This window comes from Streptomyces sp. NBC_01232 (assembly GCF_035989885.1).
In the GTDB taxonomy this organism is placed as follows: Bacteria; Actinomycetota; Actinomycetes; order Streptomycetales; family Streptomycetaceae; genus Streptomyces.
Map to the genome: position 1 here is coordinate 7,972,058 of NZ_CP108518.1, position 13,835 is coordinate 7,985,892.

A 13,835-nucleotide genomic window follows, 5' to 3' on the forward strand; every position below is an offset into this window, starting at 1 on the left:
CAGAGCGGTCGAGCGTGAGCACGCAGTGCGGGCGGGACGCGGACCGGACCGGGAGGGGGAGGAGCATTCGCACACTTGGCTTAGGCTGACCCCATGGTGGGGCACTCAAGTACACGTCAGCGGCTCGTCGTCGCCTTCGTCTCGTTCGTCCTGGCGACCGCCGCGACGGTCGTGGCGGCGGCTTCGTCGACGGGTCCGGCGTCCGAGGCGGACGCACGCTCCGCCGGCGGATTCCAACGGCCCCCCGAGCCGCCCAAGGAGCACGACCTGCGACTCGGCCTCTCCTACGGTGACACCCTCACCTGGAAGTCCGACGACGGCCTGGCCGCCGCCCTCAACGACGCGGTGGGCCTGGGCACCACATGGATCCGGGTGGACCTGTCCTGGAACAACATCCAGCCGGACAGCCCGCGCACCTACCAGTGGCAGCGCTTCGACCGGATCGTCAAGGCCGCCCGCGAACGCAACCTCGACGTCCTCGCCACGGTCGCCTACACCCCCGGGTGGGCACGGGCCGCGTCCTGCACCGGGCACCGGCCCACGTGCCCGCCGGCCGACCCCAAGAAGTTCGCCGCGTTCGCGAAGCTCGCCGCCCTGCGCTACGCGCCCCAGGGCGTGCACACGTGGGAGGTCTGGAACGAGCCCAACCTCCCCCAGTTCTGGCACCCCAAGCCGGACGCGAAGGCGTACACGACCCTGCTGAAGTCCACCGTCGCCTCGCTGCGCGAAGCCGACCCGACGGCGTACGTGCTGATGGGCGGTCTGGCGGCCGTCGGCACCTGGGAGTCGATCAAGTACGTCTCCCACGTGGACTTCCTGGAACAGGTCTGCCGGCTCGGCGGGAACAAGGTGGTCGACGCGCTCAGCTACCACCCCTACGCCTGGCCCCAGCTCCCGCACGACGGCAAGGTGTTCAAGGAGATCAGCAGCGCCGGGGAGAACCTGGTCGGCGTCGCCGAGCGGCACGGAACACCCGGCATACCGGTGTGGCTGACGGAGACGGGTGCGCCGACCAACGGTCCCGGCAACGCCGCCGCCGACGAGAAGTCGCGGACTGAGAACATCACGCACGTCACCGAGCAGCTCCAGGCGCGGATCGCCACCGACACCGTGCCGACCGCCGCGAAGGAGAAGTACGTGGCGGCCGCCTTCTGGTTCGCCCATCAGGACACGGCCACCGGAAACGACAAGAGCCACTCCAAGTACTACGGGCTGCGCCGCTACGACGGTTCCGCGAAGCCCGCGTTCGCCGCGCTCCGGGCGGCCATCGAGGAGTACGTGAAGAAGCAGCCCCGGTAGCACCGGTAACCCGGGCAGTACCGGGGGCGGCGCGGCGGGGTCACAGTGAGCGGAACAGTGCCACGTACCGGGCCAGCAGGCCGTCCCAGGAGAACCGTTCGCGCGCGCTGCGCAGCCCCGCCTCGCCCAGCCGGTCCGCCAGGGCGCCGTCCTCCAGGAGGCGTCGGCAGGCCCCCGCCAGGGCGCCGGGGTCGCCGGGAGGCACGAGCAGACCGGTCCGCCCGTCCTCGACGACGTACGGGATGCCGCCGACCCGCGAGCCGACCACGGGGGTGCCGCAGGCCATCGCCTCCACGAGGACCATGCCGAACGACTCGGCCTCGGTGACGGAGGGCAGTACCAGCACCGCCGCTTCGCGGACCGCCCGGACGAGGTCGGGTCCGGTCAGTTCGCCCGCCGCGGTGACCCGGTCCGCGAGGCCGAGGGACGCGGCCAGGTCGAGGTGGCCGGCGACCGCGTCGCCGCCGCCGACCAGGCGCAGCCGGGCCCCGGGTACTTCGGCCAGGGAGCGGACGAGGACGTCGACCCCCTTCCATGCCGAGGACCGGTCCATGCGGCCGACGTACAGGAGCGTCGGGGGGCGGGTGGAGGGCGGCGAACCCGGCGTGAACCGGCCGGTGTCGACACCCGGGCTGATCTCCAGTGCTCCCGGCCGTCCGGCGGCCAGCGAGACCGGGGACACGGCGACCAGGGCGCGGGCCCGTGCGAACACCCGGGGCAGCACGCGGCGTTCGTACACGCCGATGAGGCGGTCCGCGGCGCCGGTGCCGGGGCCGCCCTTGAGCATCGAGCCCGCGTGATAGGTGAGCACGGCGGGGCGGCCTCCGGCCACGGCCACGGCGATGTCGCCGAGGCCCGGTACGGGGGCGTGGGCGTGGACCACGTCGGCGCCGGTGCGGCGCAGCCAGTACCGCACCTGGAGCGGCCACAGGGGACTCAGGGGGGTGTTGGACAGCCGGAGCCAGGAGCCGAGCCGGACGACCCGCACCCCGTCCTCGACGGAGGTACGGGTGCGCAGCCCGGGGCGGCTGGTGAGGACGACCGCGTCGAGACCGGGCGCGTCGTGCACGGCCCGGGCGACCCGGGCCGCGTACTGCTCGACTCCCCCGAGGTGCGGCGGGTAGTAGGGGGCGACGACCGCCACGGTGCGGGGGTTCACCGGTCGGCCCGCGGCAGGCCGGCCGGCTGCACGGCCGACCTCAGCAGCTCGGGGAAGCGTCCTGCCTCGGCGACGTATTCGGGCAGGCGGCGTCGCAGCTGCTCGCGGTAGCCGGAGTCGTCCTGGAGCAGCGGTTCGACCAGCGCCCACAGCCGGGCGTGGGTCACGTCCTCGATGGGCAGCACGTGGGCGCCGAGGCCGAGGTCGGCCATGATGCCGCGGGTCTTGTGCTCGTACTCGATGGCCACGCAGGGCACGCCGCTGGTCAGGGAGAAGATCACCGAATGGAAGCGGGTACCGATCAGCAGGGCGCACTCGCCGTAGACGCCCTTGAGGTCGCGGTAGTCCACCCGGTCCTCGATCAGCAGGGGCGCCGCGGTGCAGTGGGCGGCGATCCGGCGCTCCACGATGCGGTCGTCGTCGCCCAGGTAGTCGGTGCTGACCTGCGGGATCAGCACGACGCGGGCTCCGGTGGCCTGGACGGCGTCGATCGTCGCGGCCAGGGCCCGTTCGTACGCGTCCTGGGCGGCCGGGGCCAGCCAGCGCCTGGCCGTGACCCCGACCAGCCGCTGCTCCGGTCCGACGCCGAGCCGGGCCCGCCAGTCGGAGGACGGCGGCGGGGCGAACGCGAAGCCCGAGTCGACGCCCCGGGTGACGAGCGCGTCCGGCAGGCCGCATCCGCGCAGCTGGGCCACGCTGACGTCCTCGCGGGCCAGGACGAGCGGGGACCGGCCGAGGGCGCGGGCGACCAGGCGCCGCTGGACGGGCGAGGGGAACGGGCCGTAGGACTGCGGCGCGAAGACGACGGGCACGCCGGCGCGCTGGGCGAGCAGGACGGGCAGCAGGACGAAGAAGACGTTCTGGTGGCCGTCGAGCCCCGGGCGGGCCAGGACGTACGCGCCTCCGTTGGACACCACCAGGTCCGCGCCGGCCAGGGCGTCGGCTTCGCGCCGGGCCTCGGCGGGCAGCGCCCTGCGCAGGAGACCGGCCGCGGTGCGGGGCAGCAGGAGGAGGCCGGCGGCGGCCGCGCCGACGCACACCTTCCGCAGGATCCGGCGGGACAGCGAAGCGGTTCCGTCGGCGACGTGGCGGCGGATCGAGCCGAGGTTCGGGGCGTCCTCGAAGGCGGGGTGGACGGCGGGGTCCTCCATGCCGGCGACGCGGACCTCGGCGCCGGGGAACGCCTCGCGGATCTGGCGCAGGCAGACGGAGAGCAGCGCGGCGTCGCCCGCGTTCTCCCGGACGTAGGCGTTGATCACCACGATCTTCACGGGCGGTACCTCTCGGCTGGTGGTGCGGCAGGTGATGCGGCGGCGGACGGCGCGGGCGGGGCCGTCGGCCCGGGCAGGCGCACGGCGCGCAGCTGAATGGTGTCCACGGGGGACCAGGCGGGTCCGGGGTCGACGTCCGGCTCCGGCGGGCGGGGCGCGGAGGGCCGGCCGCGCAGCAGCGCGGCCGTGGCGAACAGTCCGGCGGCCAGGTTGCCGATGCCCCAGGCGCAGCCGACCCAGACCAGCCCGCGCGGCGCCCACCACGCGGACAGGCCGATGGTGGTGCACGCGAGGATGGCGTTGGCGGTGATGAGCTGCTTCATCCGCTGGGCCAGCTTCAGCCCGAAACACGCCCAGGTGTTGAGGGCGACGGCGAGGGCGGCGACGGCGAGCACGCTGAGCAGCCCGCTCGCGGCCGTCGTGTAGCCGCCCCCGAACACCAGCAGGAGCAGCCCGCTGCCGGCCGCGACGACGGCGACGGCAGGTACCTGCACGGCGGCGATGATCTTCGCGGAGCGGCGCAGTAGTTCACCGAACCGCGACGGGTCGGAGGAGACCTCGGCGAAGACGGCCTCACCCACGGCGGTGGAGACGGAGTTCAGGAGGGCCGCGATCTGGAAGGCGACGAAGTAGTAGCCGGCTTCGGCGGCGCCCAGCTTCTGGAGCACGATCAGCGGAGTGACGAGGACGGGCGCCAGGTTGATCAGGCTGGAGACGTAGCTGGCGACGGAGAAGCGGAGTTGTTCGCGCAGCCGGGTCCCCCGGGTGCGGAAGTCGAACCGGAAGCCGAGGCGGCGCCGGAGCAGGATCAGGGCCGCCGCTCCGGCGACCGCGTAGCCGATGCCCGCCGAGCCGAGGATGCCGGCCGCGCCGAACCCGACGAGGGCGGCGGGCGCGGCGAGTTTGGCGAGGCCCTGGAGGATCCCGTCGAACAGCACGTTGTACTGCGCCATGCGGGCGCTGATGAAGACCGACTTGATCAGGAGGTTCAGCGAGGCACAGGTGCAGGACAGCACGAACAGGGCGGCGAGGAGCGGGTGGTCGCGGACGAAGAGCAGCTTGTGCCCGTACCAGGGCAGCCCGAGCAGGTAGATCCCTGCGGCGGCGCAGGAGACCAGCAGCACCAGGGCCGTGGACTGGGTGATCTGGCCGTTGCGGGCCGTGCCCTCGGCGGGGAACCGGATCAGGGTGCTGTTGAGGCCGAACATGCTGAGGTAGGAGAGCAGCGAGGTCGCGGAGATCAGCGAGGTGGCCAGCCCGACCTGCTCGGGCGGGTAGAAGCGGGCCACGACCACCCAGAAGAGGAAGCTCAGCCCGGCCGTCGTGACGGTGGACGCCAGCAGGAAGAACGAGCTCCGGAACATCTGGTCCGCGGGCCGGGCGTGCCTACCCACGGCCGACGTCCCGGTAGTGCCCGAGCAGCGCCGTGACGTGCCGGTCCCAGCCGAAGGACGCCTCGGCGAACGCGCGGGCGGCGGCGCCCGTCTCCGCCCGCCCGGCGGGGTCCGCGACCAGCGCGTCGAGCGCGGCGCGCAGTGCGGGGACGGTGCGGGGCACCAGCAGGGCGACCCCGCGGTCCAGGCCGTACGGGGCGTAGCCGGGGTCGTCGGTCGTGACGACGGGCAGGCCGGAGGCCATGGCCTCCTGGACGGTCAGCGGGAAGCCCTCGGCGGTGGAGGGCAGGGCGAAGATGTCGCACGCGCGGTAGGCGTCGGCGAGGTCCTCGGCGGACAGGGTGCCGAGGTGGTGGACGCCGGAGCGCCCGGTGAGGGCCGCGCTGTCACCGTCACCGGCGAAGACGAGGTCGTAGGCGGCGGCGTGGCCGTCGCGGTTGTCGAGGGCATCGCCGGAGCCAGCGGAGTCACCGGCGTGGGCGTCGAGGAGGAGGCCGTACCCCTTCTTGGGGACGAGCCGGCCCGCGAAGAGCACCAGGGTGCGTCCGGCCGGCAGACCGAGCCGCGCACGGGCCGCGGCGCGCTCCGCCGGGTCGGCGGGCGGCCGGAACAGGCCGGTGTCCACACCGTTGGCGAGGTGGTGGCGGGCCTCGGCGCGGGCGCCCAGCTTGCGGACGAACGCGGCCACGTCGGCGTTGAGGGTGAGCACCCGGCGGGCGCGGCGGAGCTGGGGCCTGCCCGCGACCGCGTAGACGACCCGCTGGACGGCGCGTACGAGGGCCGAGGGGTGCGCCACCAGGCCGACGTGCTGGGTCACCAGGGTGGGGGTCCGGGTGACGGCCGCGGCGAGTCCGGCCGCCCAGGAGGAGGCGTAGAGGCAGTCGTGGACGTGGACGACGTCGGCGTGGCGGGCCCAGCGCAGGGCGGTGGGCAGCAGGGCGGGCGAGAACAGCGGGAAGGGGACGCCCCACCGGCGCTCCACGACGTTGGACGCGGCGACGCGTACGACGCGGACGCCGTCCTCGTCGTGCGTTCCGGCGCGGTCGCCGCTGGTGAGGACGGTGACGTCGGCGCCGTGCCGGGCCAGGTGCAGCGCCTCGTTGCGGACGACGTTCTCGATGCCGCCCAGGTGCGGCGGGTAGTAGTGGCTGACGAGCAGGACCCGGGGCCGGCGCCGGACGTTTCTCACCGGTAGATCACGGCCCCTTCATTGCTGTAGATCAGGTTGCGCGTGGTGTCGAGGAGCTCGCGCGGATACCGGTACGTCACGAGGTCGCCCCGGAAGAATACGGTGACCTCGTCCTTGCGGGTGGGGGTGGATCCCAGCAGGACGTACGACTGCGAGCGCAGCAGCGCGGGGTGGACGCTGTCCTGCGTGCGGACGGTGAAGAGGGTCTGCAGCCGGCTGAAGGAGTACCGGTCGGTCTGGACGACGAGGTCGTCGCCCGCCGCCCGCTGGTTGAGCCACATGGCGGCCCGGCGGTCCTCGGCGTGCGGGTAGTAGATGTCGTAGGAGGGGCCGGAATTGCTGAGCGCGAGCTGCGCGGGGTAGCCGCCGAGTGCCTTGGGGACGGCCCCGGTCAGGTCGAGCAGCAGCCCGGCGACGAGGACGCACAGCACGGGGACGGCCCGGTGGCCCGCCCAGCGCACCGCCCACAGGGCGCCGGCCGCGATGAACGGTGCGAAGAACAGCAGGCCCTGCTGGAAGGCGCGGAGCACGCTGTAGTCGACCGACAGCTGCGGCACCAGTGTGAACAGGCCCATCATCGCGAGGGCGCCCACGGTCAGGGTGGTCTGGTCGCGGACGGGCGTGAACGGGCTCCGGCGGCCGCGCAGGGCGATCACGAACCCGACCAGGACCAGGACCTGGAGCAGCAGGGCGGCGGCCTGGCGGAGCACTCCGTTCAGGGCGGGCACGCCGATGCCTACGGTGTCCAGCGCCCGGCCGACGGGGGTCAGCGGCAGGTTCTCCTTCTCGGCCACGGGCGTGGGGTACTTCGAGAGACCCTCCAGCGGCAGGTACTTGCCTTCGGCGCGGTCCGCCCGGGTGTAGCCGATGGTGTCCTCGCGGTACTCGGCGAGCCGCTCCTCGGGGGTGACTCCGGCGCCGCCGAAAAGGCTGTAGCGGGTGTCGGAGGAGCCGCCGCGGGCGTCGCCGGACCCGAAGAGGTCGCTCGCGACGACGCGCAGGGTGCTTTCGAGCTGGCCGCCGGTGTGGGTGAGCGGACCCGCCCAGAGCAGGGCGAGAACGGCCGGTACGGCCACGGTCCACCAGGTCAGGAAGGTCCGCATGTGGTCGTGGCCGCGGGCGCGGTGCGGACGGGCGCGGCCCCGGCGCGAGGCCAGCCGCCAGGTCTTGTCCACGATGAACGCGGTCGCCAGGGTGCCGACGATCACGTAGATCGTCGAGTAGTGCGACAGGACCACTCCGGCCAGCAGCACGGTGAACATGACGCGCCGCAGGGGCAGCGGGCGCCGGGAATCCGTCAGGACGAGCATGGCGCAGGCCAGGAGCAGGAAGGCGATGGCCTGCCGGCCCAGGAACGGCATGTCGGTGAAGAAGGTGGGGAACGCCATGAAGAACACGGCGGAGAGCAGCGCCACGAGCGGGGACGCCACATGGCGCACCGCGCGGTGGACCAGCACCGGAGTCAGGGCGAACAGCAGGGGCAGGACGGCCTTGAAGACGTAGATGTCCTCGATGCCCGTGAGCCGGAACACGCTGACCGGGAGCAGGGTGATGCTCAGGCACGCGTTGTAGGGGTCGGTGTAGGCCGAGATGTCCCAGAACTCGCCGCCGAGGGTGAGCCGGAAGTAGAGGTACTCGCGCTGGATGTCGTGCCCGGTGATGTACCAGCCGCGCAGGGAGGTGAGCAGCAGCAGGGTGGCGGAGGCCACGTAGATCCCGGCCTCCAGTACGACCGCGGAGGAGCGGCCGTGGCGCACCAGCAGGAGGACGACCAGCGCTGCGACGAGGACCAGGGCGGCCGTGCTGACGCCGCCGCCCAGGCCGTTGTTGAGCCTGATGGGACCGGCCACGGCGAGCAGCAGCGCGACGGCGGACACCCAGGCCACCGGGCGGGCGCCGCGCAGGGGTGCGCCGCGAAGGAGGGGCCGTTGCGTCTGGGGGGCGAGGATTCCGAGGACGAGGAGCACGACGGTGGTCGCCGAGGCAAGGACCAGCCGGGTCAGGGGCCGTTCCACGCCGAGCAGCGGCAGCAGGGTGTTGACGCCCAGCGCCACGAGGATGTCGAGGAGCACGGCGAGGCCGGCCGCCAGCATGAGGGAGCCGCTGCGGGTGGAGACCACCTTGTCGGTGAGTCCGCGCAGCAGCAGTACGGGGGCGGCGAAGAGCAGCCACAGGCCGACCGGCGCGAGCAGGAGGGCGGGGACGCCGGGCAGCGTCTCGACGGCGCAGGCGGGGCCGAGGCTCAGCAGGACGCCGAGCCGTCCGCGCAGCCAGTGGGGCGGGTTCATATCCCTGCTTTCCGGTACACGAGCTCCACCTGCCGGGCGACTTCCTCCCACGTGTGACGGCGGGCCCGCTCCGCGCTGCGGCCGGCCAGCAGGCTGCGCAGGCCGGGGTCGGCCGCGAGGCGGTCCACCGCGGCGGCGAGCGCGGCCGGCTCCGGTGCGGCCAGCAGGCCGACGTCGTGGAGCAGTTCCGTGTTGCCGGGTACGTCGGTGGCCAGGACCGGGAGGGCGCCCGCCATGGCCTCCAGTGCGGCGAGGGGCATGCCCTCGCGGTCGGAGGGCAGGACGAAGGCGTCGGCGTCGGCGTAGGCGGCGAGGAGGTCCGTACCGTGCAGGGGCCCGGTGAACTCGACGCGCTCGTCCAGGCCGAGGCGGTTGGCCCGGGCGCGCAGGTCGGCGTCGAGTTCGCCGCCGCCGACGACGCGGAGCCTGACCGGGGAGTCGACCAGGCTGATCGCGTCGAGCAGGCGCGCGAGGTTCTTCTGGGCGCTGAGGCGGCCGACGTAGAGCAGGCCCAGGGGCCGGGTGGCGGAGGCGTCCGCGCCGGCCGGGTCGGTGGATGGGTCAGCGGCAGGGCAGGGGTCGGGGGCGGGGGCGGGCCGGAAGAACTCCGGGCCGACTCCGTTGGGCACCACGTGCACGCGCGCGGGCGGCACCCGGTAGGTCTCCTCGACGAAGCGGGCCTGCTGCTCGGTCAGCACGATGACCGCCGCTGCGGCGCGTGCCACGCGTCCGAAGACGTGCTTCTTGTAGGCGGGCAGGAGTCGGCCGAGGCGTCCGCTGGCGTCCACGTCGAGGTGGAAGTGGAGCACGAACGGCTGCCGGCGCAGCCGGGCGGCGAGCGCCACGGTCTCCGGCAGGAGGGCGTGCGCGCAGTGCGCGTGCAGAACGGCGCCGCGCGGCGCGGCCAGGAGCGAGCCGAGCAGCCCGGGTGCGATCGCGGTGTGCGCGAACTCGGTGGCGCGGTGCCTGCGTACGGCCACACCCTCCTCCCGGGCCCGCCGCGGCGCGCCGCCGGAGCCCAGCGTGGTGGTGACGACTCGGACGTCGTGGCGTTCGGCGAGGTGGCGGGACAGGTGCAGCACGACGCGCTCGAGGCCGCCGAGGTGCGGGGGGTAGTAGGGGGTGATCTGGAGAACGGTGCGCATCAGAGTTCCGGGGGCGGGCCGAAGCGGAAGTGAAGGGTCTGGGGATGCCCGGTCAGCGAGACCCGGACCAGGGCGACGTCGGCCCCCTTGGCGCGGACCCGCGCCGTGACCGGGACCGCGGCGCCCTGGTGGGGTTCGACGGGGTAGGTCTCGGTCGCCAGCACCTTGCCGTCCGCGGCCTCGACGGTGAGCGTCGCCACCAGCGAGCGGGCACCGGAACCGCGGTCGTTCACGGCGAAGGGAACGAGGACGCTCGCTCCGTCGAAGCGCGGGTTCTCGGTGAAGTAGAGCTCGATGAAGGCGGCCTGCCGACGGGTGAACGAGTCCAGGAGGACGCCCCGCACGGGCGGCAGCGACCAGGCGCCCGCGCACAGGCCGGCGGCCACGACGAACGCCAGGGCCGCCCGGATCAGACGCTTCCTCATGCCGGGGTGTGCCGCCGTTCGTAGCGCGTGGAGCGGTCCTCACTGGGCCGGCGGAAGCGGTGCTCGAAGAGCTGACGCAGGTTGGCCATGCCGTCGGGCAGCGCGTTGAGCTTCACCTGGCCCTGGCGGTTGCGGTACTCGATGGGCACTTCGAGGTAGCGGTAGCCGGCCCGGGTGGCGGCGTTCTTGATCTCCTGGGAGAAGGCCATGCCCGTCGACTTCACATCGACGCCGTCCCAGACGTAGCGCCGGAAGACCCACATACCGGACTGCGAGTCGCGCAGTCCGTTGCGGAACAGGGCCCGGCTCAGGGCGCTCAGGGCGTGGTTGGCGACGGTGTGGGACCGCTTCATCGCCGAGCGGTTCTCCCGGCGGAGCCGATTGGTCGTCATGAACTCGACGTCGGCCTCGGCCAGGGTGCCCAGCAGCTCGGGCAGGTGGTCGAACGGGTAGGTGCAGTCGGCGTCGCCGGTGGCTATGACATCGCCCTTCGCCGCGCGGAACCCGGCGTGGTAGGCGTTGCCGTAGCCCCGCTCCGGCTGGGAGACGACGATGGCGCCGAGCGAGGCGGCCACCGCTGCGGTGTCGTCGGTGGAGGCGTTGTCCACGACGATGACCTCGGTCTCCCAGCCCAGGGCACGGAGCGCGCCCGTGGGAACGGAGTTCATCACGGTGGGCAGGTTGGGCGCCTCATTGAGCGCCGGAATCACGACGGAAAGCGTATTCAATTCATCCCCCGGTGCCGGACAAGGACTACGGCCGTACGAGCGCCGCGGCAACTGAGGGCCTTCACATCGTGGAGTCTCGGCCGCACACGTCAAGCCGGGCGGTCTGCTGGGTGTTCACTGCTACGGACGTCAACCCGGTATCCGGGCCAGCGGTGACCTTATCCGACTAGTGAGACGACGATCCACCAGGGTGATCTGCCCGTGATGATCGAATCGGTGCAAATCCGTGCGGAAAAGGATCAACCGATGAGCCACGAACCGACAGGCTTGATCTCCTTGTCCAGCTTTCCGCCCTTCAGGGCGAGAACCTGATCCGCGGTCAGGGGCTTGTCCCACACCAGCACGTGACCGATGACACCTGCCCACGGCCCGCTCCAGATCCCGTGGTGGCGGGAGCGGCCCAGCTGCAGCGGCCCCTGGCCCGCCCAGGCGGCCGCCACCGGGGCGCGGCCGGCCTCCTTGCCGTCGACGTACAGCGTCAGCGTCTTGGCCTGGGCGTCGTACACGCCGGTCAGCAGGGCCCAGGTGCGGACGGTGTTGAACCCGTCGGAGACCGCGCCCACGGCGGTCGAGGCCGCGCCCTTCTGGTCGGTCTGCATCCGGAACACCCACGACTTCTTGCCGTTGCTGTCCTCGCGGCCCAGCTCGAAGGAGTACGAGGCGCCGTCGCCCTGGCTGATGGCGAACCGCGAGCCGGCGTCGGCCTCGTTGTAGACCCAGGCGGAGACCGTGAAGCTCTTGGACGCGTCGACGACCTGCTCGGCGGCCTGCGCGTAGGAGTTGCCGTTGCTGCGCAGGCGCAGCACGTTGCCGTTGTCCACCTTGCCGAGAACGGCGTCGGGGCTGAGCGCGATGTTGATCTGGCCGGAGCGGTCGCGCAGCAGGTTCGGCTCGCCCGGCACGGTGGGCGCGTTGGCGTCCGAGGGGTCCCCTCCGGGGTCGGCGGTCGCCGACTGCGAAGGGCCGGGGCCCGGACCGTCCTTGTCGCCCTTGTCCAGGATGAAGAACCCGGCGCCGACGCCGAGACCACAGGCCGCCACCCCGATGGCGATCATCCATATCCGCTTGCGCGTCCGCAGCTGCGACTCCGAACGGTCCGCCATCGCCTGCCAGTCGGGCTGGGGAGAAGGCGTGAACCCGGCCGGAGAAGGCACCGGCTGCGGCTGCGGCTGGGGTGCCTGGGGTGCCTGGGAGTAATGCGGCGGCTCTCCGGCAGGCCCGGGCTGGGGCAGCGGTTGCTGGTACGGATTGGGCTGCCCGGGCTGCTGCGGGAACCCGTAACCGCCGGGCGTCCCCTGGGGGTATCCATAGCCCCCCTGCCCCGCCGAGGGGTCCTGCTGGGGAGTGTTCGCGCGATCCGTACCGTCAGTCATGGGACGGATCGTAAAACATGACTGCCGGGACGCCACCAGACGGTATGCCACGAGCTCCGGAGCACCGCACGGACACGGCCCGCGGCCACCGGCCGCGCCCGCCCGCCAGGAGGGGTCCCGGCCCCGCGGCAACCCCGGTCCGGAGGCGAATTGCGCAGCCAACCGGGGGTCCGCGGCGCGCGCCGCGGACCCTGCGCACCGCTCGGGCTGCTACTGCTGGGCCGGGCCGGGCGCCGCCCGCCCCGGCCGTCCCCGCGCACACCAGGAGCCACGCACATGCCGACCCGTGTCGCCCGCGCCAGCCGAAGCCGCCTCCGCACCGGGCTGTCCGCCACCGCCCTGACCGCCGCCGCTCTCGGAGGACTCCTGCAGCCCGCCCAGGCGGCCGGCGACCCGGGCCCGGGCGACGGCCGCCCGCGCCACGAGAAGGGCCTGCAGCGGCAGCTCGACGGGCTGGTCGCCCAGGCGGACGGCCCGCCCGGAGTGATCGCCATGCTCACCCGGGGCGACCGTACGCAGGTGTACACGGCCGGTGTCGGCGACATCGAGACCGGCCGCGCACCGCACCCCGACGACCACATGCGCATCGCCAGCATCGCCAAGGCGTTCAGCGGGGCCGTCGCCCTCCGGCTCGTCGACCAGGGCCTGCTCTCCCTCGACGACACCATCGGCGAGCGCCTGCCCGACCAGCCCGAGGACTGGCACGCGGTGACGTTGCGCCAGCTCCTCCAGCACACGAGCGGCCTGCCGGACTACTCGGCCGACCCCGAGTTCCTGGAGATCCTCACCGCCGACCCGCGCCACGTCTTCGACCCGCGCACCCTCCTCGACTTCGTGGCCGACGAGCGGCTGCGCTTCCTCCCCGGCTCCCTGTACGAGTACTCCAACTCGGACAACATCGCCGTCGCGCTGATGGCCGAGGCCGTCACCGGCCGCCGGTACGAGGAACTCCTCAAGGAGCTCGTGTACCGCCCTCTGGGGCTGCGCCGCACCAGCCTGCCCCTCGGCTACCGGCTCCCGCGTCCGTACCTGCACGGCTACGACGTCCTGCCGCCGGCCGAACCGGAGGACATCAGCGAGGCCCTGAGCGCCTCGGGCGTCTGGGCCTCCGGCGGCATCGTCTCCACACCCAGGGAACTGGGCGCATTCATCCGCGGTTACGGCGGCCCCTCGCTGCTGTCGCCGCAGACCCGCAAGGAACAGCTGACCTTCCGTCCGGGCGACTCCTCGGAGCCGGCCGGCCCCGGCACCAACGCCGCCGGGCTGGCGATCTTCCAGTACACCACCCGCTGCGGCGTGCTCTACGGCCACACCGGGAACTTCCCCGGCTACACGCAGTTCGCCGCCACCACTCCCGACGGCACCCGGTCGCTGACCTTCTCCATCAACACCCAGACCAGCAAGAGCAACAAGCCCGCGCTGCTGGCCCGACTGCGCACCGTGCAGGAGAACTTCGTCTGCGCCCTGCTCAAGGACCACTGAGCCGCAGCGACGCAGCGACGCAGCGACGCAGCGACGCAGCGACGCAGCGACGCAGCGACGCAGCGACGCAGCGACGTGGCGG

General features: G+C 73.1%; 11 protein-coding genes. 2 read left to right on the forward strand and 9 right to left on the reverse strand.

Features of this window, described 5'->3' with window-relative positions; genetic code table 11:
- The first annotated feature begins 93 nt into the window (after positions 1 to 93).
- Positions 94 to 1,299 (forward strand): cellulase family glycosylhydrolase, encoded by a 1,206-nt coding sequence (locus OG444_RS36595; RefSeq protein ID WP_327266166.1) that lies wholly within the window; start codon positions 94 to 96, stop codon positions 1,297 to 1,299.
- Between the two features lie 40 nt (positions 1,300 to 1,339).
- On the opposite strand, the gene OG444_RS36600 is transcribed toward OG444_RS36595, so the two are convergent.
- From OG444_RS36600 to OG444_RS36640, 9 genes are all read right to left on the reverse strand, one after another.
- The gene (locus tag OG444_RS36600) at positions 1,340 to 2,458 is read right to left on the reverse strand and encodes a glycosyltransferase family 4 protein (RefSeq protein ID WP_327266167.1); all 1,119 of its coding nucleotides are present in this window, start codon (positions 2,456 to 2,458) and stop codon (positions 1,340 to 1,342) included.
- Positions 2,455 to 3,729 carry a polysaccharide pyruvyl transferase family protein gene (locus OG444_RS36605; protein WP_327266168.1) on the reverse strand — a complete coding sequence of 425 codons (1,275 nt, stop codon included), beginning with the start codon at positions 3,727 to 3,729 and terminating at the stop codon, positions 2,455 to 2,457. The genes OG444_RS36600 and OG444_RS36605 overlap by 4 nt, the downstream gene beginning before the upstream one ends.
- Positions 3,726 to 5,123 (reverse strand): lipopolysaccharide biosynthesis protein, encoded by a 1,398-nt coding sequence (locus OG444_RS36610; RefSeq protein ID WP_327266169.1) that lies wholly within the window; start codon positions 5,121 to 5,123, stop codon positions 3,726 to 3,728. The genes OG444_RS36605 and OG444_RS36610 overlap by 4 nt, the downstream gene beginning before the upstream one ends.
- Positions 5,116 to 6,312 carry a glycosyltransferase family 4 protein gene (locus tag OG444_RS36615; protein WP_327266170.1) on the reverse strand — a complete coding sequence of 399 codons (1,197 nt, stop codon included), beginning with the start codon at positions 6,310 to 6,312 and terminating at the stop codon, positions 5,116 to 5,118. The genes OG444_RS36610 and OG444_RS36615 overlap by 8 nt, the downstream gene beginning before the upstream one ends.
- Positions 6,309 to 8,600 (reverse strand): DUF2206 domain-containing protein, encoded by a 2,292-nt coding sequence (locus OG444_RS36620; protein ID WP_327266171.1) that lies wholly within the window; start codon positions 8,598 to 8,600, stop codon positions 6,309 to 6,311. Before OG444_RS36620 ends, OG444_RS36615 begins: the two co-directional genes overlap by 4 nt.
- Positions 8,597 to 9,745, reverse strand: coding sequence for a glycosyltransferase family 4 protein (locus tag OG444_RS36625; RefSeq protein ID WP_327266172.1), 1,149 nt, complete (start codon positions 9,743 to 9,745; stop codon positions 8,597 to 8,599). The genes OG444_RS36620 and OG444_RS36625 overlap by 4 nt, the downstream gene beginning before the upstream one ends.
- Positions 9,745 to 10,170, reverse strand: coding sequence for a hypothetical protein (locus OG444_RS36630; RefSeq protein ID WP_327266173.1), 426 nt, complete (start codon positions 10,168 to 10,170; stop codon positions 9,745 to 9,747). Before OG444_RS36630 ends, OG444_RS36625 begins: the two co-directional genes overlap by 1 nt.
- On the reverse strand, positions 10,167 to 10,880 hold the full coding sequence (locus OG444_RS36635; RefSeq protein ID WP_327266174.1) for a glycosyltransferase family 2 protein: 714 nt from the start codon (positions 10,878 to 10,880) through the stop codon (positions 10,167 to 10,169). Before OG444_RS36635 ends, OG444_RS36630 begins: the two co-directional genes overlap by 4 nt.
- A gap of 257 nt (positions 10,881 to 11,137) precedes the next feature.
- Entirely contained in the window at positions 11,138 to 12,271 is a 1,134-nt protein-coding gene (locus OG444_RS36640) for a LamG domain-containing protein (RefSeq protein WP_327266175.1), read from the reverse strand.
- A 276-nt stretch (positions 12,272 to 12,547) separates the two neighbouring features.
- On the opposite strand from OG444_RS36640, the gene OG444_RS36645 reads away from it, so the two are divergent.
- Positions 12,548 to 13,753: a serine hydrolase domain-containing protein gene (locus OG444_RS36645; RefSeq protein ID WP_327266176.1), complete on the forward strand. Its 1,206-nt coding sequence runs from the start codon at positions 12,548 to 12,550 to the stop codon at positions 13,751 to 13,753.
- Positions 13,754 to 13,835 lie beyond the last annotated feature (82 nt).

Coding starts and splice junctions, on each gene's coding strand:
- OG444_RS36640 (WP_327266175.1), bottom strand. CDS start 12,271: ATGACTGACGGTACGGATCGCGCGAACACTCCCCAGCAGGACCCCTCG.
- OG444_RS36630 (WP_327266173.1), bottom strand. CDS start 10,170: ATGAGGAAGCGTCTGATCCGGGCGGCCCTGGCGTTCGTCGTGGCCGCC.
- OG444_RS36595 (WP_327266166.1), top strand. CDS start 94: ATGGTGGGGCACTCAAGTACACGTCAGCGGCTCGTCGTCGCCTTCGTC.
- OG444_RS36645 (WP_327266176.1), top strand. CDS start 12,548: ATGCCGACCCGTGTCGCCCGCGCCAGCCGAAGCCGCCTCCGCACCGGG.
- OG444_RS36625 (WP_327266172.1), bottom strand. CDS start 9,745: ATGCGCACCGTTCTCCAGATCACCCCCTACTACCCCCCGCACCTCGGC.
- OG444_RS36620 (WP_327266171.1), bottom strand. CDS start 8,600: ATGAACCCGCCCCACTGGCTGCGCGGACGGCTCGGCGTCCTGCTGAGC.